At 44.5% G+C, this 21,050-nt stretch carries 21 protein-coding genes; 8 read left to right on the top strand and 13 right to left on the bottom strand.

Annotated elements, in window-relative coordinates:
• Position 1 precedes the first annotated feature (1 nt).
• The gene (gene pgmB / locus FC26_RS00095; RefSeq protein WP_057777021.1) at positions 2–691 is read left to right on the top strand and encodes a beta-phosphoglucomutase; all 690 of its coding nucleotides are present in this window, start codon (positions 2–4) and stop codon (positions 689–691) included.
• An 11-nt stretch (positions 692–702) separates the two neighbouring features.
• Entirely contained in the window at positions 703–1,470 is a 768-nt protein-coding gene (locus FC26_RS00100; protein WP_057777022.1) for a Cof-type HAD-IIB family hydrolase, read from the top strand.
• A gap of 88 nt (positions 1,471–1,558) precedes the next feature.
• On the opposite strand, the gene cshA is transcribed toward FC26_RS00100, so the two are convergent.
• The 4 genes from cshA to FC26_RS00120 form a co-directional block, all read right to left on the bottom strand.
• Positions 1,559–3,088: a degradosome RNA helicase CshA gene (gene cshA, locus FC26_RS00105; RefSeq protein WP_057777023.1), complete on the bottom strand. Its 1,530-nt coding sequence runs from the start codon at positions 3,086–3,088 to the stop codon at positions 1,559–1,561.
• A 138-nt stretch (positions 3,089–3,226) separates the two neighbouring features.
• Positions 3,227–4,603, bottom strand: coding sequence for a UDP-N-acetylmuramoyl-tripeptide--D-alanyl-D-alanine ligase (locus FC26_RS00110; RefSeq protein ID WP_057777024.1), 1,377 nt, complete (start codon positions 4,601–4,603; stop codon positions 3,227–3,229).
• 165 nt (positions 4,604–4,768) lie between these two features.
• Positions 4,769–5,665, bottom strand: a complete 897-nt coding sequence (gene htpX / locus FC26_RS00115) for a zinc metalloprotease HtpX (protein WP_057777025.1) — start codon at positions 5,663–5,665, stop codon at positions 4,769–4,771.
• A 13-nt stretch (positions 5,666–5,678) separates the two neighbouring features.
• Positions 5,679–6,242 carry a LemA family protein gene (locus FC26_RS00120; RefSeq protein ID WP_057777026.1) on the bottom strand — a complete coding sequence of 188 codons (564 nt, stop codon included), beginning with the start codon at positions 6,240–6,242 and terminating at the stop codon, positions 5,679–5,681.
• 117 nt (positions 6,243–6,359) lie between these two features.
• On the opposite strand from FC26_RS00120, the gene FC26_RS00125 reads away from it, so the two are divergent.
• A complete protein-coding gene (locus FC26_RS00125) occupies positions 6,360–6,824 on the top strand; it encodes a low molecular weight protein-tyrosine-phosphatase (RefSeq protein ID WP_057777071.1) in 465 nt (154 codons plus the stop codon).
• Here FC26_RS00125 and FC26_RS00130 read toward each other — a convergent pair.
• Positions 6,817–7,527, bottom strand: coding sequence for a class A sortase (locus FC26_RS00130; RefSeq protein WP_057777027.1), 711 nt, complete (start codon positions 7,525–7,527; stop codon positions 6,817–6,819). The two genes, FC26_RS00125 and FC26_RS00130, sit on opposite strands and share 8 nt — an antisense overlap.
• Positions 7,528–7,686: 159 nt before the next feature.
• On the opposite strand from FC26_RS00130, the gene FC26_RS00135 reads away from it, so the two are divergent.
• Together FC26_RS00135 and FC26_RS00140 are read left to right on the top strand one after the other, a co-directional pair.
• Positions 7,687–8,910, top strand: a complete 1,224-nt coding sequence (locus FC26_RS00135) for a multidrug efflux MFS transporter (protein WP_157060985.1) — start codon at positions 7,687–7,689, stop codon at positions 8,908–8,910.
• Between the two features lie 127 nt (positions 8,911–9,037).
• Positions 9,038–10,222, top strand: a complete 1,185-nt coding sequence (locus FC26_RS00140) for an MFS transporter (protein ID WP_057777028.1) — start codon at positions 9,038–9,040, stop codon at positions 10,220–10,222.
• Between the two features lie 45 nt (positions 10,223–10,267).
• Here the strand turns inward: FC26_RS00140 and FC26_RS00145 are convergent, their stop codons facing one another.
• The 5 genes from FC26_RS00145 to FC26_RS00165 form a co-directional block, all read right to left on the bottom strand.
• Positions 10,268–10,513 carry a type B 50S ribosomal protein L31 gene (locus tag FC26_RS00145; protein WP_057777029.1) on the bottom strand — a complete coding sequence of 82 codons (246 nt, stop codon included), beginning with the start codon at positions 10,511–10,513 and terminating at the stop codon, positions 10,268–10,270.
• Between the two features lie 95 nt (positions 10,514–10,608).
• Positions 10,609–11,889, bottom strand: coding sequence for a UDP-N-acetylglucosamine 1-carboxyvinyltransferase (locus tag FC26_RS00150; protein WP_057777030.1), 1,281 nt, complete (start codon positions 11,887–11,889; stop codon positions 10,609–10,611).
• A gap of 330 nt (positions 11,890–12,219) precedes the next feature.
• Positions 12,220–13,818 (bottom strand): CTP synthase, encoded by a 1,599-nt coding sequence (locus FC26_RS00155; protein ID WP_057777031.1) that lies wholly within the window; start codon positions 13,816–13,818, stop codon positions 12,220–12,222.
• Between the two features lie 172 nt (positions 13,819–13,990).
• Entirely contained in the window at positions 13,991–14,581 is a 591-nt protein-coding gene (gene rpoE / locus FC26_RS00160) for a DNA-directed RNA polymerase subunit delta (RefSeq protein ID WP_191978865.1), read from the bottom strand.
• Positions 14,582–14,626: 45 nt separating this feature from the next.
• Entirely contained in the window at positions 14,627–15,061 is a 435-nt protein-coding gene (locus FC26_RS00165; RefSeq protein WP_162259960.1) for a YwiB family protein, read from the bottom strand.
• Between the two features lie 113 nt (positions 15,062–15,174).
• Here FC26_RS00165 and FC26_RS00170 point away from each other — a divergent pair, with 113 nt between their 5' ends.
• From FC26_RS00170 to yidA, 3 genes are read left to right on the top strand one after another with little or no spacing between them, the layout of a single operon-like run.
• Positions 15,175–15,990 carry a lipoate--protein ligase family protein gene (locus tag FC26_RS00170; protein ID WP_057777034.1) on the top strand — a complete coding sequence of 272 codons (816 nt, stop codon included), beginning with the start codon at positions 15,175–15,177 and terminating at the stop codon, positions 15,988–15,990.
• Entirely contained in the window at positions 15,990–17,351 is a 1,362-nt protein-coding gene (locus FC26_RS00175) for an HD domain-containing protein (protein WP_057777035.1), read from the top strand. Before FC26_RS00170 ends, FC26_RS00175 begins: the two co-directional genes overlap by 1 nt.
• A 4-nt stretch (positions 17,352–17,355) precedes the next feature.
• Complete coding sequence (yidA, locus tag FC26_RS00180) at positions 17,356–18,174, top strand: sugar-phosphatase (protein WP_057777036.1); 819 nt, start codon at positions 17,356–17,358, stop codon at positions 18,172–18,174.
• Positions 18,175–18,236: 62 nt separating this feature from the next.
• Here yidA and FC26_RS00185 read toward each other — a convergent pair whose 3' ends face one another.
• The 3 genes from FC26_RS00185 to FC26_RS00195 form a co-directional block, all read right to left on the bottom strand.
• Entirely contained in the window at positions 18,237–18,941 is a 705-nt protein-coding gene (locus FC26_RS00185; RefSeq protein ID WP_057777037.1) for a hypothetical protein, read from the bottom strand.
• 94 nt (positions 18,942–19,035) lie between these two features.
• Entirely contained in the window at positions 19,036–19,713 is a 678-nt protein-coding gene (locus FC26_RS00190) for a hypothetical protein (protein WP_157060987.1), read from the bottom strand.
• Between the two features lie 300 nt (positions 19,714–20,013).
• On the bottom strand, positions 20,014–21,000 hold the full coding sequence (locus tag FC26_RS00195) for a ribose-phosphate diphosphokinase (protein ID WP_057777039.1): 987 nt from the start codon (positions 20,998–21,000) through the stop codon (positions 20,014–20,016).
• Positions 21,001–21,050: the final 50 nt, after the last annotated feature.

A 21,050-nucleotide genomic window follows, 5' to 3' on the forward strand; every position in this document is an offset into this window, starting at 1 on the left:
TATGACTCAATTTAATCATATTGCTGGCGTTATTTTCGATCTAGATGGTGTCATCACAGACACGGCCCAGTTCCATACTCAAGCATGGCAAGCACTCGCGGCCAAGCTGGGTGTCGCATGGGATGTCAGTCTTCAAAACGGGCTGAAGGGGCTTTCCAGAATGGATTCGCTGGCACTGATTTTACAGCACGGTCAATTGACCGATCACTATTCATTGGCTGAAAAAAAGCAATTAGCCGCCGAAAAGAACACCCATTATCTTTCGCTCATTCAGCAACTCACTCCGGACGATATCTTTCCTGGTATCCGTGCGTTTCTAGATGAGTTAAAAACTAATGGCTACAAAATCTCCTTGGCGTCAGCTTCTAAAAACGCCCCCACCATTCTACGGCACCTCCAATTAACCGACTACTTCGAAAAAATCGTTGACCCAGCAACCCTTACCCATGGTAAGCCGGATCCCGAAATTTTCTTACGAGCGGCGGAAATTATTAATCTTCAACCAGATCAATGTCTGGTGCTGGAAGACGCAACCGCCGGTATTGCCGGAATCAACGCTGCGGGCGAAACCTCACTCGGTGTCGGAGATCCCAACGTTTTATCGGCTGCCGATATGGTTTTCAGCAATACCGCGGACATTACGTTAGCTAACATTCAGCACCGGATGACTATGACTACTACTACACACTAGGAGGGACCGCCATGTATCAAGCTGTTGTTTTCTTCGATCTTGATGGGACCCTCCTACAAGACGACAAAACGTTGTCTTCAACCGTCATCCAAGCGATCACTCAGTTGCGTCAAAATCACGTACTGCCCGTTATTGCAACCGGCCGTAATCTCTTTGAAATTCAATACGTATTACAGCAAACCGGTATTGACTCTGCCGTCAGTGCCAATGGGAGTTACGTTCAATTAAACGGTCACTTATTGCATGCCGAACAGATTTCTCCCGAGCTTATCGCCCGCGTTAACCATTTTGCAACACACTTTGGTGACCCCGTCGCTTGGTTTAACAATCAATCATTTGGACTAAGCCGTCGCACTACCGCGACCATTAAAAACTTTAACTTGCTCCACCTTCATCCCCATGTGGATCCCGAATGGTACCAAAACCATCCAGTTAACTTTCTGTTTGTTTTTAATCGAAACCGCGACGTTCAATATCAGCAACACTTTGCACACGAACTTTCCTTTGTTCGTAACAATCCACGAGGACTGGATACGATGCTTGCCGGCGTTTCTAAAAAAACGGGAATCATCCAGTTACTTCAATCTGCACACCTCGATCATCTGCCAACCTATGGCTTCGGTGACCAACTGAATGATCTTGAAATGCTTGAACTAGTTGATCACCCAGTAGTAATGGCCAATGGTCATTCGCTAGCCAAGCAGAAGGCTGAATTTGTGACCCGTAGTAATATGGATCATGGAATTGAATGTGGGCTGCGCCACTACCATCTCATTTAAAAATGAACGTCAAAAAATCCCTCACTAGTCAACTTGACTAATGAGGGATTTTTTAACTAGAGTTGATGAGCATTCACCAACCAATTAATTATCTTTTATGAATGTTGTATGAGTGACGGCTTGAATGACCGTTACCGTGACCATCATTCCGACGGTTACCTTCTGAAGCTGGACGATGACTCCGGTGTTGGTTTGATCCACCACTGCGGTTGCCACCACGATAGCCACCATGGCCACCACCATTACGGCTATAACGACGACGGTGATCACCGCCACCACCGTTACCATGCTTACGACGTGGTAATGGCCGTTCTGGCGTAATCTTAACGGGTACTGAATGTGCATCATCACGAGTAACATCGTTCAACAATGCAGCAACCAAATCAACTGCATCATGCTTTGCCAATAACTCGTTAGCTTCATCAATATACTTATCGTTATCTGTCCGGTTGATCAGGTCTTCAATTTGATTCAAAGCACTGGCAACTTGACCCTTGAATGCTTCTTCTTCCGAAGGTGGCTTCAATGGTAACATACGCACCTTGGTAAGCTTTTCAATTTCACGTAGGTAGTCCATTTCGTTTGGTGTTACAAACGTTAATGACACACCATGGTGTCCGGCACGGCCAGTACGGCCAATCCGATGAACGTAGCTATCTGGATCTTGGGGAATATCGTAGTTGTAAACATGCGTAACACCCGAAATATCCAATCCACGAGCGGCAACATCAGTCGCAACCAAAATATCAATCTTCCCCGCCTTAAAGCGGTTCATGATCTGGCTCCGCCGTTGCTGTGTTAAATCACCATGGATGCCGGCAGCGTTATAACCACGGGCAATTAATCCCTTAGATAATTCGTCAACACGACGCTTAGTCCGACCAAAGACAATCGTCAAATCTGGATCCTGGACGTCGATCAAACGAGTCATCGTATCGAACTTCTCAAAATCACGAGAACGAACGTAGTATTGATCAATCAATTCAGTCGTCAATTCCTTAGCCTTGATCTTAACTTGCTTAGGATCAGTCATGAATTGAACACCAATTTTTTTGATTTCTGGTGGCATAGTTGCTGAGAAGAGCAACGTTTGCCGTGTTGCGGGGGTCTTCTTGATAATTGATTCAATATCTTCAAGGAATCCCATGTTTAACATTTCATCGGCTTCATCTAACACCAATGTCTTCAAGTTTTCGAGTTTCACCGTCCGACGATTAATATGATCTAATAACCGTCCGGGTGTCCCAACGAGAATTTGGGGATGGTTCTTTAAGTTGTTGATTTGACGACGAATGTCCGCCCCACCATACACAACTTGGACCTTCGCGTGCTTGTCTTTACCTAAACGATAAAGTTCTTCTTGGGTTTGAATGGCCAACTCACGAGTTGGTGAGATAATCAATGCCTGAATATCGGCGCTGTTGGTATCCACATGTTCAATAATTGGCAAACCAAAAGCGGCCGTCTTCCCGGTCCCTGTTTGTGCTTGACCGATCACATCTTGATTGTCTAACACCATTGGAATGGTTTGTTCTTGGATTGGCGTTGCTTCTTCATAACCGCTACGCTTAATTGCTTTCAGTAGGCTTTCTGATAAACCTAGTTCACTAAACTTCAAAAATTGCTTCCTCCTGTAATTACCATTATTACCCTCACAAAATCCGTTGCTTCAACAGGTAATAACTTAACTGTTCAAAATATACAACCTTGCTAGTATACAAGGTAAACAGGCAAAGCGCAACTAAAATGGCCTGATTTAATCAGCCAAATTTTGCAAAACCGTTTCCAAATGGATCCCGTGGCTTGCCTTTAACATGACAACATCCGTTGGTTGAATCTGTTTTTCTAGGTCATTCATCAGTTGTTGCTTGTTTTCCACATCGTAGTGGTGCAAATGTTCTGTGCCGTATGCTTCAATTAATCGCTCGTACAAAACTTTCATTTGAGGACCAATGAGGTAAACATCACTAATCGCTGCGGCGTCAAATTCGTCCGCCAGTGACGCATGAAGTCGTGGTGAGGCGTCTCCAAGTTCCAACATGTCCCCGAGCACAACGATTCGATGACCGGTGGTTGGGGTTTGTGCAAAGGCATGGAGCACCTGCTTTGCAGCAGTCGGATTAGAGTTATACACATCACTTAAAATTTGTTCACCAGCTGTACCTTGAATCCATTGCGCCCGGTTTTCCGTTAATTCAACATTGGCCAGCGCTTGGCGCATATTGCCAACCGAAACGTGCAACAACTGGCCCACGGTCAATGCGGCCAGTGCGTTATTGACGTTATATTCTCCCATCATGGGGATCGTAAAGTCTTCTTCCGGCCATTGGTTCACCGTAAAGGTAATTTCATGTGTCGCCGCATTAACACTCGTCGCGTATAAATCATTTTCCAATTGCCGTCCAAATTTAAGTTGCTGCTGAGCTAGGGACGCGGTCCGCTCAATCAGTAATGGTTCGTCGCCATTAAAGACCAGTGTTCCATCTTCTTTCAGCCCATGGGTAATCTCCATTTTGGCATCCGCAATCTTATCGCGTGTGCCGAAGAATTCGATGTGTGCTTCACCAATCATCGTAATCACAGCCACATCTGGATTCACCATTCGGCTTAAGAAATCAAGTTCACCAAAGTGATCCATTCCCATTTCCACAACCACTGCTTCAGTATTTGGTTCCATACTTAATAACGTCATGGGTACCCCAATTTGATTATTAAAGTTAGCATAGGTTTTTGTGACGTTCATCTGGGTACTAAGAATTGACGCAATCATGTCCTTAGTGGTGGTTTTACCATTGCTGCCCGTAACAGCCACGACCATTGGATTGATTTTATGCAAATAATATTTTCCTAGTTCTTGTAGTGATTGCAGTGGGTCATCAACAATCAAAACGGGTTGATCAGTGGTCGTCGTCACCTCGTGGTCAGTGGCCCAAAGTGTCGCAGCAGCCCCATTTTCAAATGCTGCATTGGCAAACCGGTGCCCATCACTTTGCCCCATCAGTGGGATAAATAGAGCCCCGGCAGCGAGATTTCGGCTATCGAATGCAACACTGGTAATTTCAACGTCTTGCCATTTGGTGATGTCATTTTTTACAGCAATCGCCTTGGCGATCTCTGCGAGTTTCATTTTCATAAATTGCAGACTCCTCTTTTTTCAAGATCTTTATCAGATCTGCTTAACAACTCCGTTATTATAGCATGAATCCTAAACATCATAGAAAAAAATTAGACGGTCAGCAAAAAGGCCCCACCATAGATTGCGTTGCAATCACGATGAGACCTTTTCATTAAATCTAGTTTACATCTGTTCTAACCGTTCAATTCTCTTTTCCATCGGTGGATGAGTATCGAACAAGTGTGAGAAAGAATGTTTATTTTTTAAGGGATCACTAATGTACAGTGCCGCGCTACTTGCATCGGCAGCTTTCATGGGTTGGGCCGTCGAAATTTTTTGCAGTGCTGAAATCATTCCTTGCGGATTACGCGTCAGTTCCACGCTCCCAGCATCGGCCAAATACTCCCGGTTTCGCGAAAGGGCCATCTGCGCAATCGTCGCCGCAACGGGCCCTAGGATAATGACTAAGACTGACAAGATCATCATGATGATCTGGAGGTATCCACCACCTTCGTTGTCACGATCACGCCGGCCACCGCCCCACCAAAACGAATGCATGCCAATGTTCACAAGCACCGAGATTGCCGCTGCCAGCGCTAACGAAATCGTCTGCAGGCGAATATCATAGTTTCTGACGTGGGTCATTTCATGGCCCATCACGCCCTCTAACTCTTCACGATTCAATCGTTCCAGAATTCCCGTCGTTGCAGCAACCGCCGCGTGTTCAGGATCATTTCCCGTCGCAAATGCGTTGGGACTGGGATCGCGAATGATGAACACCCGCGGCATCGGGACTTGAGCGACTAACGCCATATCTTCCACAATATGCCATAGCTCCGGCGCCTGACTTTCATCGGTAATTTCTTGGGCGTGGTTCATACTCATCACAACCGAGGTCGATTGACTGATCATCATCACCATGTAAATTCCACCAATGATGATTGCCATGACTACCCCCATGATGGCACTGTTAAAGAACACATACCCAATCGCCATGCCGATCACCATCACGAGAAGCACAAATCCCACCATTACATAGATCGTTCGCCGTTTATTTTGTGCAATTTGCTGGTACAACATTTACAACACCCCGCTAGTCATCAAATGAAACTTTTGGTGCTGCTTTTTCTGTTTCTGGAACTTCCAGGTAATCAACTTGAACAAAGTGGTGTACTTTCGCTACAATGTTGCTTGGAAATGATTGGATCTTAATATTTAAGTTAGCAGCCGTTGAGTTAAATAATTGCCGTGAATAAGCAATTTTATTTTCTGTATTGGTCAGTTCTTCCATCAACTTGGTATATTCTTGACTGGCCTTTAAATCTGGATAGTTTTCTGATAGCGCAAAAATACTCTTTAGCGAGCTGGTCAGCTGATCAGAAACTTCCATCATTTGTTGATGATCACCAGCTGGAATCTGGGTCATTTGATTGCGCAGCGCAACCACCTTCTCCAGTGTTCCGGCCTCATACTTCGTGTACCCCTTCACCGTTGAGACCAAATTTGGAATCAAATCGTTGCGTCGCTTCAGTTGGACATCAATCTGACTCCACGACTCTTGGGTATGTGTCCGTGCCGTCACCAAGCCGTTGTAGATTCCGGCATAAATCGCAATGATAAGCACAATCACGACAATGACAATAATTGTTGTTAACATAACTCTATTCCCCCATTTCTTCGCTTCTACCCCTATCTTACCGAATAAGTGCCAGGGTGGAAAGCACAACGTTGGACATTTAGAAAAACTAAACATTTAGAAAGGATGTTAGTTATGATTAAAGTTTTATTTGTTTGTCTTGGTAATATTTGTCGGTCACCGATGGCCGAAGCCATGTTTCGACAGATGGTGGCTGATCACCACCTGACCGATCAAATCATCGTCGATTCTGCTGGTACCAGTAATGAAGAGGAAGGCAACCCCGTCCATCCTGGCACCCGCAAAATTCTCACCAAGTATCATTTGTCTGCAGATGGGTTGATTTCGCGGCCATTAACCACAACAGACTTCGCCACGGCCGACTATCTCATTTGCATGGACGACATGAACCTCGCTCATGTCCAGCAGATGGCTCCGGCAGACTCCCACGCAGCCCTATACGCCATCTTTGACTTGATACCAAACAAAAAAGGCCAGGAAATTCCTGACCCTTGGTACACCCATCGGTTCCAAGATACTTATGATAGTCTGGCACTGGCCTTACCGTCATGGTTAGCATTCTTTGAACAACAGCTTAATTAAGCGTGTTCGTGAATTTAGCACTTAGCTGCTTTTGAACCGTCTTAGGAGCATCATTAAATTTCATGGTTTTTTGTAGTTTGCCACGCACTAATAACCGATTTTTCCCATGAGCATCACACGTTATCAACGTAATAATGTTGCGGTTTGGTGTATCGTTCACGACGTCCACCCGCGTCGCCGCGATGAAGGTGCGCTTATAAATTTTATATTGGTACACATGCTTGAGGTCGGTCAAATAAATTTTTTGACCGACTTTACTTTTACGGTACAGTGGCGTAAATAAAATATTTTTGGTGTGCATGTTATGACCAGCAAGCGCATAATTACCCTTCCCCATCACCATATCATCACGCATGGTCCCGGCTGCTAATGCCAACGTGAGGTTCGTAACCCCCTTAGCAATCGGTAAGTTCATTTTAATTGCTGGAATTGAAATTTCTCCAATCACGTTAATTTTCTGCTTGTTTAACCGGGCCTGGGCGACCGTCTTCAAATCTAGTGACTTGACGTTACTAAAGTCGTAATCGCCCTTCTTTTGCTTGTTTTGCTGAATAGTTTTTCGGCTTACTGCTGGTTGATAGTGATCTACCAGAAAATCCTTGACCTGTTGGTTAAAAATCAAGCCCAGTGAAATCACAATCACGACAATGAAAAACAGCCGTAATAACCACGCTTTTACCCGTGAAGGCTTTTTTTCGTTCATTGGCTTTCCTCCTCATATGCTGTGAAGCTGGTCTCACTTCTTAAATTGGTGTAATATTTGTGAGTTATCAGTTTCTCGCGACGGGTTCCTTTGCACTCGCCGATTTAATTCAACATAAGTATACCCAAAAAATAGAGAAATGAAAGGAGTTCGTCTCATTTGAATTGGATTAAACACCGCCTCTTTCGGCCGCGCGAAACATGGGAGAAAAATTTATTTGTTCTCTGGTTTAGCGTGTTTGTTACCGGCATGGCCTTCTCAGAAATCATGCCATTCATGTCCCTTTACGTCGACACTTTAGGCCAGTTTACCAAGGGTCAGCTTAATTTGTATGCGGGACTAATTTTTTCAGTTACCTACCTCGTCTCAGCCATCGTCTCACCAATTTGGGGCAAGATGGCCGATCGATATGGTCGAAAACCGATGATCCTTCGCGCCTCACTTGGAATGGCCCTGATCATTGGTGCAATGGGGCTAGTCACTAATATCTGGGAACTTTTTATTCTTCGTTTTATTCAAGGTGTTTTTTCCGGCTACGTCAGCAACGCCAACGCACTGATCGCTACTGAAACGCCCAAAGAAAAAAGTGGGATGGCACTCGGTACCCTGATGGCGGGGCTCACCGGTGGTAATCTCCTGGGGCCACTCCTAGGTGGCTTTCTTGCCTCGACCTTTAGTTATCGGATCACGTTTATTATTACCGGCATCCTATTGTTACTGGTCTTCATTTTTAGCCTTCTTTTCGTTCACGAACGTGACTTTAAGCCGGTTGCCAAGAAAAAGCTGGCCAGTGCTAAAGGCGTAATCAAGGTGCTCAAAGATCCGCAAATGATTTTTGGTATGCTTCTCACCACACTGATCATTCAAGCAACCAATAATTCCATCACCCCGATCATTTCCCTGTACGTCCGTGAATTAATGCACCATAGTGGCGACGTCACTCTCGTCAGTGGCATTGTCGCCGCGGTTCCCGGCATCGCCACTATGCTGGCCGCCCCTAAACTAGGCCAACTTGGAGATCGAATTGGTACAGAACGAATTTTAACGATTGGTTTTATTTTAGCAATCTGCTTCTTTATCCCGACTGCGTTTATCACTAACGTCTGGGAACTTGGTATTTTACGATTCCTGATTGGAATCTCCGACGCGGCGATGATCCCTCAGGTTCAAACCCTGCTGGCTAAAAATACGCCCATCGAAGTTACCGGTCGTATCTTCAGTTGGAACCAAAGCTTCCAGAATCTCGGGAACGTCGTTGGTCCATTGCTAGGAGCAGTCGTATCCGGCTTCTTTGATTACAGTGGTGTCTTCATCGCAACCGCGCTACTAGTCCTTCTTAACCTCAGCTTATTTCGCATTAACGTGGCCAACAAACGCCACTAATCACCATGATTCGAATGGTGATTTTTTTATTCAATTTATGTAACCGCAATCATTCCAAAATTAGGTAAAGCTAACCAATAATTATGCTATAGTAAGTTCAATTCGTTTTCAGAAAGAGGATTGATGGATGAGCACATCACAAAAATTATTTACTAAAGACACCACTTTAATCTTGCTTGGCAGTTTTTGTTACATGTCAAGTTCCATGTTAATTAACCCACTTATCGTTGGTTTTACCCATAGTATAGGTGCAAGCGCAATTATTGCCGGGGCAATAACTGCCATTATGAACCTGACTTCACTCCTATTTCGGCCTTTCGCGGGCCAACTAACCGACCGACTGTCCAAATTTAAAATCGCCCTTTTTGGTGGCGTTTTGCTCCTACTCGATAGTATTGGCTATGCCATTGCTCACGCTGTTTGGCTAGTCGCGGTCTTTCGGGTCATTAACGGCCTGGGTTTCGCACTCTGTTCCGTCTGCATGGCGACTTGGTTAGCTAGCCTGCTCCCGCGCAATCGAATTGGGACGGGGATGGGCTACTACGGCATGATGAACGCACTGGGGATGGCAATTGCTCCCGCTCTAGGGATTTTCATGTACCATACGGTTGGGTACCGGTGGGCCTTCATGTGCGCCGCGCTTTTCAGTCTGACCTTGATTATTTTAATTCAGTTTATCGCCAACCACGGTCAACCACGCGTCATCACACCCCCCAGTCAGCCGGCACATGCCACTCACCATCTTCAAATTGTTCAACATCAAGTCGTCCCAGTGGCGTTTATTATCATGCTGCTCTCAATTCCCTACTTTGCGACCCAGTCCTACATTGTGGAATATGTCGCCGCACGGCACTTGCACGTCCTTGTTGGTAGTTTCTTTATTATCTATGCGATCATTCTTCTCGCCATGCGCTTGAGCCTCAAAGACTATTTTGATCGGTTACCCTTTCGATATTTCTTACTCGCCGGTATCATCTGCAACTTAGTCGGCATGATCGGTCTTACATATTTAGTTAATAATTGGATGATGCTCGTCGCCGCTTTCGGTCTGGCTGGTGGTTACGGCGTTATGTATTCAGTCTGCCAGGCCACGGCACTCCTAGTTGCCCCCATAAGTGAACAAGGACTGGCAAACTCAACGTTTTACATCGGGATGGATTCTGGAATGGTCTTAGGCCCGCTGATTGGGGGAATCTTATTTGATTTTGTCCCTTACAGTTGGTTTTACCCCGTTCTAATGATCACGCTACCGCTGGCCGCGATCGTCTTTCTTCGCTATCATCGTGCACTTGAACAAACTTCGGTTAAATAAAAAAATCCTGACACATAACTGTGTCAGGATTTTTAAGTTGATCGCTTATTTTAAGCCATACTTCTTGTTGAAACGATCGACAGCACCATCGGCCTGAGTAAACTTTTGCTTACCAGTGTAGAATGGGTGTGAATCTGAAGTAACTTCGACCCGGATCAATGGGTATTCGTTGCCGTCTTCCCACTTTGCAGTTTCTTTTGAAGTTGCAGTTGAGCCAGAGATGAACTTAAAGCCCGTTGATGAATCTTCAAAAATCACTGTGTGGTAATCTGGATGGATTCCTTGTTTCATAGTTTATACGCTCCTTTGCCATGAGTCATTTGCTGAGACATAGTTATTTATCATTAACTCTAACAGACTAACATATTTTTTTTTAGACTGCAAGGTTATTCAATGACTTCAACACCAGATTCATCCTCAATCCGGACGTTGGCGTTTAGTCGATTGAGTTTCCACACAATTCGGTCATAGCCCCGTAAAATATTGTCAGCCTTTGTAATCACAGTTTCTCCCTGTGCCATCAAGCCCGCAATCATCAATGATGCGCCGGCACGAATTTCACCGGCCGAAACCCGAGCTCCGTGCATTTCACGGGTCCGTTCGACCATGATTAGACCGCCTTCAGCAGAGATATTCATCCCCATATTTTGCAGTTCTTTGACGTGTTTCGTACGCTGCGGGTAAATGGTATCAACGATAACACTCACCCCGCTGGCTCGCGAAAGGAGCGGCGTGATCGGTTGTTGCAGATCAGTCGCAAACCCTGGAAATGGTAAGGTTTTAATATTAATGGCCTGTAATTCGGTACTATGAGGTACAAAAATACTGTCCTCACCGATTTGCAGTTCAACTCCCATTTCGATCATTTTACTCGTAAATGATTCCAAATGTTCTGGGATAATATTGTGTAGCGTCACACCATCACCGATGGCAGCAGCCAATGACAAATAAGTCCCCGCTTCAATCCGATCGGGAATAATGGTATGGGTGTTTGTTGACCGCAATGTATCAACACCTTCGATCCGAATCACGTCCGTCCCAACGCCACGAATCTTGGCCCCCATGTTGTTCAAAAATGTTGCTAAATCAATAATCTCCGGCTCTTTGGCCGCGTTCTCAATAACTGTGGTTCCCTTTGCCTTAACGGCAGCTAAAATGCTGTTTATGGTTGCTCCAACCGAGACCATGTCTAAAAATATCCGGGCACCGTGCAAACCGTTGGGTGCTTCAATATGAATGGTACCGTGGTCCTCGTCTACTTGTGCGCCGAGAGCCTTAAAGGCCTTGATATGCTGATCAATGGGCCGTGGTCCAATGTTGTCACCCCCGGGAAACGTTAATGTTGCCCGGTGAAACCGTCCTAATAAAGAGCCCATAAAATAATATGAGGCCCGTAGACTTTTAATTGCTTTACTTGGTAATTCGCTTTCAACGATTTGTGTCGGATCAATGTTTAAGACACCATGTTTGAAGTTCGAGCTGACATTCATCGACTCCAAAATGATCATCAGGTTATGAACATCCAAAATATCCGGCACTGTATCGAACTGAACAGGGGTATCGGCTAAGATAGCGGCAGGAATAAGTGCAACTGTACTGTTTTTGGCACCGCCAATCGTAATTTCACCAGACAGCCGGTTTCCTCCTTGAATGATCATGTTTTTCATTTTTTAAATTCCTCACTGTTAAAAAAACTATTGCATTGTTTAAAAACAATCAACTGTAATAATATAGAAACCCTCAACAAATTACAACCGTTTATATGGATTCCATATCAATATTACCAAAATTTTTAACGATTACGAAATCGTAGCTTAAATTTCTTCCAGTTTTATGAGATACCTCTAATTTTTACTAGTTATCAAAACTAGCATATCAGTTAAATCTCAACTTTAATTTGTTTTGTTTACCAGGTTAATAATTAACCAATATGCCCATTCTAGCGACAAAAAAAGCCAGTGTCGATCAACAATCAACTAACTGGCAATTTTGTTTAATTATTTTTCACTAGCTGCTTTAACGAATGCTTTGAATAAGCCTTCAGGACGGTTCGGCCGTGACAAGAATTCTGGGTGGTATTGTGCTGCCACAAAGAATTTATGTTCTGGAATTTCAACCACTTCAACTAGGCGGTTGTCAGGTGATGTTCCTGAGAAGACCATGCCATGTTTTTCGAAGACGTCACGATAATCGTTGTTAAATTCATAACGGTGACGATGACGTTCGTGGATCAAATCCTGGTTATCATAAGCCGCTGCCGCAATGGTTCCAGGCTTCAGCTTGCATGGATAGGCCCCTAATCGTTGCGTGCCTCCCATATTAGTCACATCTTCTTGATCTGACATCAAGTCAATGATATTATGCGGCGTCTTTGGATCAATTTCAGCGGAGTTAGCATCCTCGTACCCCACAACGTGGCGTGCAAATTCAACACACGCCATTTGCATACCGAGGCAAATTCCCAGATATGGGACATTATTTTCACGAGCATAACGAATTGCGGCAATCTTACCTTCAATTCCACGAGTCCCAAAGCCACCAGGAACCAAGATTCCGTCAGCATCACCCAATAATTCGGCCACGTTTTCTTCAGTCACGTTTTCGGAATTAAAGTGTTTGATTTCAACTTTCGCATTGACCGGGTAGCCGGCATGACGCAGTGCTTCGTTCACTGAGATGTAGGCATCTTGTAAGTCACTATACTTACCAACCATTGAAATTTTAATCGTCTTTTCAAGGTTACGTACGTGATCCACCATGTCACTCCAGTCATTCATATCAGCCTGAGGTGCTTGAATTCCTAAGTGATCGCAAACAATTTGGTCCATGTTTTGGGCCTGTAAGTTCAATGGAATTTGATACAACATATCAACATCGCGAGATTCGATCACAGCTTCCGGTTTCACATCACAGAATAAGGCAATCTTTTCACGCATATCATCTGTGATCGCACGTTCTGTCCGAACCACAAGGATATTAGGTTGAATTCCTAATCCTCGTAATTCCTTCACACTGTGTTGGGTAGGCTTCGTCTTCATTTCGCCGGCTGCATGCAAAATTGGGATCAGGGTTGTATGGATGTACAACACATTTTCTGCCCCGACATCCCCCTTCATTTGACGAAGTGCTTCCATGAATGGCAAGGATTCAATATCCCCGACCGTCCCACCAATTTCGGTAATGACGATGTCAGCATCCGTACTGGTTCCAGCACGTAAGATCTTTTCCTTAATCATGTTAGTAATGTGTGGAATAACCTGAACTGTGGCTCCCAAATAATCTCCGTGGCGTTCTTTACGCAACACTTCCGAATAAATTTTCCCAGTCGTTACATTTGAGTATTGATTCAAATTAATATCAATAAACCGTTCGTAGTGACCAAGATCAAGATCGGTCTCAGTCCCGTCATCAGTTACAAACACTTCACCATGTTGGTAGGGACTCATTGTTCCTGGATCCACGTTAATATATGGATCAAATTTTTGAATCGTGATCTTTAATCCCCGATTCTTAAGCAAGCGACCGAGTGATGCGGCCACGATTCCTTTGCCAAGTGATGAAACAACTCCACCAGTAACAAAAATATACTTTGTCATTTTGAAACTCCTTTGGGAAAATTTTGAGGCAGCCTGTCGTTAACACAAAAAAAGAAAGCTCCCTATTAGTGTGTAATAGGGAGCTTGAATATTCAACGAACTATTCCCAATTCATAATTGGGAGCCCATATAAGATAATACAAGGCAATCAGTCTTTCGTCAAGAATTAAAATTAATTCTCTTCGTTATCATCCTCTTCATCCTCGTCGTCATCATCACCGAAGTCTTCATCATCGTCGAGTTCAGCAAGTTGACCTTCAATACCGTCATCGGGCACATCTTCGTCTTCATCGACGTTTTCAGTGTCAAAATCGTCATCATCTTTGGCGTCTTCGAAATTATCATCATCGTCGTCGGCATTCAAATCTTCGTCTTCTGGATCGTCATCATCGTAATCGATCACATCGTCGTCATCACCGGCGTCAACAAGGAAGGCGTTAACCTTCTTGCGCTTTTTACGCTTAGGTTGGTCTTCATCTTCTTCATGGACAGTTGCTTCATCAATTGATTCAAATGGATACCATGCACGCAGGCCCCATGTATTGTCACCAAGGGAAATAAAGCTGCCATCGACATTTAAATCTGTGTAGAATTGGGACAAACGTTCTCGGATTTCCTCGTCACTTTTACCCAAATATTGCTGAACCTCGTTCGCGAGGTCTACAAACGCCATTGTCTCACCATGTTGGGACAGGATAGCGTGTGCAACTTCGATCATCGAAAGTTCTGATTTGTCTTGGCCGTCAAAAACTTTTAAATCCAAATTGGTGCACATCCCTTCAAAAAGTCTAAACTAGATAATACAATACTATGCGTTAAATTGCAATCTAATTTGGTACTTTCCAATCAATTGTCCTTGCGCGTGTAACTCGTAATCAATTGCCAGTTTCCCATAAGCATTCATTAAATCCAAATCGGTTAGAAGTCGCTGCGTTTTTACAATCAACTTCATCATACCATACGCCGTCTTATAATGGGTCTCATAATCTTGCTTTGCATTAAACATGATCCGCAACCGATTCTCACTACTCCGACTAAGCATCACAGTTTGATCATCATCGAACCGAAATGTCACGGGGACACTAGTATGCTGATCCGTTTCATGATAGCGCAAGTAATAGTGTCCATTTACCAACACTAACTGTCCCGGCTCATCAAATTTAAATTGTTGTTGCTGTCCATCTTGTTCGATCGTGGTCACTAAATTGACCCGAACTGGTACCCCTGTTTGAATGACGTTCACCCTCTTCACATTATCGTTCATATTATACCCTAAAACACCACCAGTCACACGCTTTAACCGCGATCTTTGTTCATGTATAATGGGGCTAAACTAATCAAAGAAGCGATGATAAAATGACTAGCTCCCATTTTGAACTGATTGACCAACACTTTGCCCCGGCAGAAAACCTCAGCGCCTTTGCCTACACTAACGCACTCCTCAACGAGCTGCCGGCCATCAACACCCCCATGCTCCATTTCTGGACGCTTGAGGATACCTTGATCCTCGGTATGAAAGATGTTCGCTTGCCCCATCTCGATCATGACCTCGTCTTTTTAAACGAGCAGCACTACCACTACTTTGTTCGTAATTCGGGTGGACTGGCCGTCATTAGTGATGCCGGTGTCCTTAATCTGTCACTCTTCGTTCCGGCAGCGACTCCTTTAAGTGTGGACGCCGCCTACCAGCAAATGACCACCCTCGTTCAACAGACCTTTCCGAACCTGGCAATCGTTGCTGAAGAAGTCCCCCATTCCTACTGTCCCGGAAAGTTTGACCTTGCCGTTGACGGTGTTAAAATTGGAGGGATGTCCCAGAGACGGAATCCTAACGGAATCGTCGTCATGCTCTATCTCAGCGTTAATGGTGACCAAGCTGCCCGAGCCAAACTGGTGCATCAGTTTTACGACTACGGTTTAGCAGGCGAACCTAACCAATGGCACTTCCCCGACGTTGAGGCCGCTGCCATGACCACCCTAGCAGACTGTCTCGGGACCCCGATGACACTTGCCACCGTTAAACAAATGATTGTACGAACACTCAGTTTAATGCTAAATGCCACGGCCCAGGTGCCGAACCTACACGCGCCCGCCTTTCATGATCGACTCCAACATGAATTAGCTGGGATGCAAAAGCGCCAAACGAAACTACCCACTACGGAGGTTAATTAATGTCCGAAATTAACGACGAACAACTACCAAAAGAAAAGGTCCTTCGTGACCCGATATACAACTATATTTACGTCGAAAATAAGATCATTCTTGATTTAATCGACACCCCCGAATTTCAGCGTCTTCGGCGGATTAAACAGCTCGGGACCACTTCTCTTATTTTCCATGGTGCGGAACACAGTCGTTTCGGGCACTGCCTTGGGGTTTATGAAATCACGCGCCGTATCTGTAACCTATTTCAACGCAACTACCCGACTCAAACTCCCGGTGACGGTCTGTGGGACGATCATGAACGCCTCGTCGCGCTTTGTGCGGCGCTCCTTCATGACATCGGCCACGGACCGTTCTCACACACGTTTGAGCACATTTTCCACACCGATCATGAACAAATCACAACCCAGATTATCACTTCTCCAGAAACCAATGTTAATAAAATTTTGCGTCGTGTTTCTCCTGATTTTCCCAAACAGGTGGCCAGTGTCATCACCCATACCTATCCAAATCCCCAAGTCGTCCAAATGATTTCCAGCCAAATTGATGCCGACCGGATGGACTACCTGCAACGCGATGCCTACTATACCGGTACCAACTATGGTAAATTCGATTTAGAACGGATCTTGCGGGTAATGCGACCATACCATGACGGTATCACCTTTGAGATCAGTGGCATGCACGCCGTGGAAGATTATATTTTAAGTCGCTTTCAAATGTACATGCAGATTTACTTTCATCCAGTTTCTCGAGCCATGGAAGCCATTTTGGAACACTTATTGGCCCGGGCCAATAAACTATACCAAGGGCAAATTAGCGAAGTAAAATTCACGCCCCACATGCTCATGCCGTTTTTTAACGGTCATTTTACGCTTCAAGACTACCTGGCCTTAGACGATGGCGTTTTAACCACCTATTTTGCGCACTGGCGGACTTTTCCCGATGACATCTTATCAGACCTCGCTGGTCGCTTTCTCGATCGCAAACCGCTTAAATCGGTTCTTTACACGGCTCAAACGGAAGCCCTACTGCCTAAGTTGCGTGATTTGATTCAAACCGCAGGATTTAACAGCGACTACTACACGGCCGTTAACGATAGCTATAATTTAACTTACGATACGTATAACCCGCAGGTCGCCAAACCGCAAACTCAAATTGAGCTTATCCAACCGAACGGTGAACTGGTCGAGCTCTCTCAAATCAGTACGTTGGTGGCGGCCATTGCCGGCAAAGTATCGGGTGATCAACGCTTCTTTTTCCCGAAGGAAATGCTCGAAAAGCACCAAAACATTGAAATCTTCGATCCCATTTACGAAGAATTCCAGCAACATATTCACAATAACGAAATTATCAATCCATCAAAGGAGTAATTTAATGAGTATCAAACTAGTCGCCATTGATATTGATGGCACTCTACTGAACGAAAACAACCATCTCACTGAGGGCACGATTGACGCCATCCAAAAAGCCCACAAGCAAGGCGTTGAAATCGTACTATGTACTGGACGGCCCTTAACGGGAGCCAAACCCTACCTTCAAAAACTCGGCTTAGATAATAGCACGGATAACCACGTGATTACATTCAACGGATCACTCGTCCAATCAACTAACGGTGACATCATGGTGCGACACACCTTAACCTTCGCCGACTATGTTGACATCGAAGCCTTAACACGGAAAATTGGCGTTCATTTCCATTGTGAAACGGATCAATATATTTATACGGCGAATAAGGATCTCAGTCCCTATACCATTGGGGAGGCTTATCTAGTTCGGATGCCAATTCGGTATCGTGAGGTTAGTGAAATGACCAGTGATCTCTCCATTTCTAAGGGGATGATCATTGATGACCCCCGTCTCATCACCCAAATTCAAGAAAAACACCTTGTACCAGACGACTTCTACGATCGTTTCTATATTGTGCAAAGTGAACCCTTCTTCCTCGAAATTATGAATAAAAGTGCCAGCAAGGGCAACGCCTTGGCCGAACTATGCCAAGAACTGGGGCTCGAACGAAGTGAAGTCATGGCTATTGGGGACCAGGGCAACGATCTCACCATGATCGACTTCGCCGGTACCGGTGTGGCGATGGGAAATGCCATTGATGAAGTCAAACAACACGCCAACGAAATTACCCTGCCTAACAGCCAAGACGGTGTCGCGGCGGCCATCAAAAAATGGGTGCTTAATTAAAGACGTAAAAAGAGTTATGTGATCATCATTCACATAACTCTTTTTTAATAGCCATTTAGTTTTTAGTTAGTTTTCGTGACGGCACCCGTTGAGGCATTATACTGATAGATACCAACTAAGTTGGCAACACTACCGTCTTGGTTGTCCTTGCGAACTTCAATCGTGTACGTTTGCCCACTTTGACCATCAATTGTAAATGAGTAGCCAGATTTGCCATAGTACCCAACTGCTGACGCAAACTTACTGATGATGCTATTTTCATCAGTTGTTGCTGAACTACTGCTATTACTGCTGCTAGACGTCGATTCAGACGACGTAACAGAACTAGTACTTGATGAATCACTGTTCTTAGCACTGGTAATCTTATCCGCTAAGCCTGCAGCTGCTTGTTGAACTTCGTTTGTATCTGATTTTTGTAACGTTGTTGTACTGTCTGTTGCACTATTGTAATTACCGTTCTTATAGTCAGATTCTGCTTGAATCAGTTGTTTAACTTCTGAAATCAAACTCTTGACCTTGGTCGATGGTGCACTTACGTCTTGCAAAGTCGTCAATGCCTGTTCATATTCACCACTGGCAATCAACTTCTTGGCTTTTTGAACGGCCTGTGTTGATGCGTTCGTCTGCGATGACTGACTAGTTGCTGAACTAGAACTGCTACTTTCATCACTACTACTTTGGCTATTCCCACAACCACCTAACACCAGCAAGGCGGCCACCATCAACATGCCCAACCATTTGGCGCGGCCTTGAATTAATTTGGTCACTAATATCACCCCTTCGCTAAGATTTTAACCTATTCCAAAACAATATGCCAGTCGTCCGATAAAATGGGACAACTGGCATACTTTAATTACTGATCTAAAATGTTTTGGAAACCGCGCCACTTGTGGCATTGTACTGGTAAATACCAACTAAGTTCGCACTGTCGCTGGCGGCATTATTTTGACGAACTTCAATTGTATAATCCGAACCACTTTGGGCAGTAATCATGAAGCTCAAATCTGACTGCCCGTACAACTTAGCAGCACTAGCAAATTGGCTAATCACGGTATTGCTATCTTCATTGGTCGTCTGTGTCGTGCTTGACGAGCTACTTTCCTTAGCAACTGGTGCTTGACTGCTACTCTTAGCAGTCGTCGTAGCCGTCTTCACGCTGGACTGACTCGTTTGAACACTATTCCGAGTTGCCTGCTTCGGTGTCGTTGTACTTGCAACCGTGGCTGCTGTACTGGATGACGAATGAGTTGATGTTGCTGTAACTGCACTTTGACTGGTCTTAGATGTGCTTGTTGCAACCGTTGCTTGGCTAACCGAACTCGTTGCAGCTTGGGATTCGGTTGATTGTTGACTATCCTTCTTGGCACTTTCATGTTTGGCACTCTTCTTGACGGTGACACTCTTGGAACTTGTGGCCGCATGCGATGAGCTATTATTGTTTTCAACACTACTACTTGCGCAACCACCAAGTGCTAATACTGCCAGAACCGTAGCAGCTTCTAAGGTAATTTTTTTATAATTAGTAAACAGTTTCATCATGAACCCCTCCTTGCTTTACAAGTACTATTATAACATGCTTTTTTAATTTTTGTAACATTTGCGTAATATTTTTGTCATTTTAAGATAATATTTATGTCGTAATTTTGTAACATAAGCCCCTTTTAGTCACTTAATTGTCACAAAAGGTCATAATTTCTTAATTTGCCTAATTATTGTTCGGTATTTCATACTCCCTCAATTAGTTAACTTGCAACAAAAAAATCCCTATCAAATGACAATCGCATTTGATAGGGATTCCGCTTGTTTCACCACTAGTAGCAAAACAAACTCATTATTAATTTAGTCTTCTGAATCTTCCGCGTGGAACCGGTTGTTAAACAATGGGCTCACGGGTTTGTTTTCGTTAATTCGCTTGATAGCAGCACCCAGTAATGGTCCCACAGAGACCTGTACCAACTTATCAATCCGCTTTTCAGCAGGTAAGTTGATCGTATCGGTCACAATTAACTTCTTGATAGGCGCGTTTTGAAGTCGTTCAATGGCGGGACCTGACAAGACTGGATGAGTACATGACGCATAGACCTCTTCTGCCCCAGCATCCATCAATGCCTGTGAGCCAAGTGAAATCGTCCCAGCTGTATCAATCATGTCATCAATCATGATACATTTCTTCCCCTTGATATCACCGATAATGTTCATAATCTCGGCCACGTTGGCTCGTGGCCGCCGCTTATCAATGATCGCAATCGGCGCATGTAAGAACTCGGCCAACGCCCGGGCCCGGGTTACACCACCATGATCGGGTGAAACAACCACTGCATTTTCGGCAATTCCTTCGTTAATGAAGTAATCGGCCAACAATGGTGCCCCCATCATATGATCAAGTGGAATATCAAAGAAACCCTGAATTTGTGCCGCATGTAAATCTAACGCCACGATCCGTGAGGCACCCGCTTCTTGGAGCATATTAGCGACTAATTTCGCTGTAATTGGTTCGCGAGACCGTGCCTTCCGGTCCTGTCGTGCATAGCCATAGTATGGAATAACAACATTAATTGTGGCAGCACTCGCCCGCCTGAGGGCATCAATCATAATTAACAATTCCATCAAATTGTCGTTAACTGGGGCAGATGTTGACTGAATCACGTAAACATTATCGCCACGAATGCTTTCTTCAATATTAATCCGAATTTCACCGTCACTAAAACGGTCCACGGATAATTTTCCTAGTTCGACTCCCACTGTTTGGGCGATCTTCTCGGCCAATGGCTTGTTTGAATTTAGAGCGAAGATCTTAAGTTTGGGATCAAAATATTGTTGTTCCATTAGGTCCTCCGATTTAATTAATTGTCTCAACTATCATATAGACTTGTGAT

The organism is Paucilactobacillus vaccinostercus DSM 20634, assembly GCF_001436295.1.
Taxonomy (GTDB): domain Bacteria; phylum Bacillota; class Bacilli; order Lactobacillales; family Lactobacillaceae; genus Paucilactobacillus; species Paucilactobacillus vaccinostercus.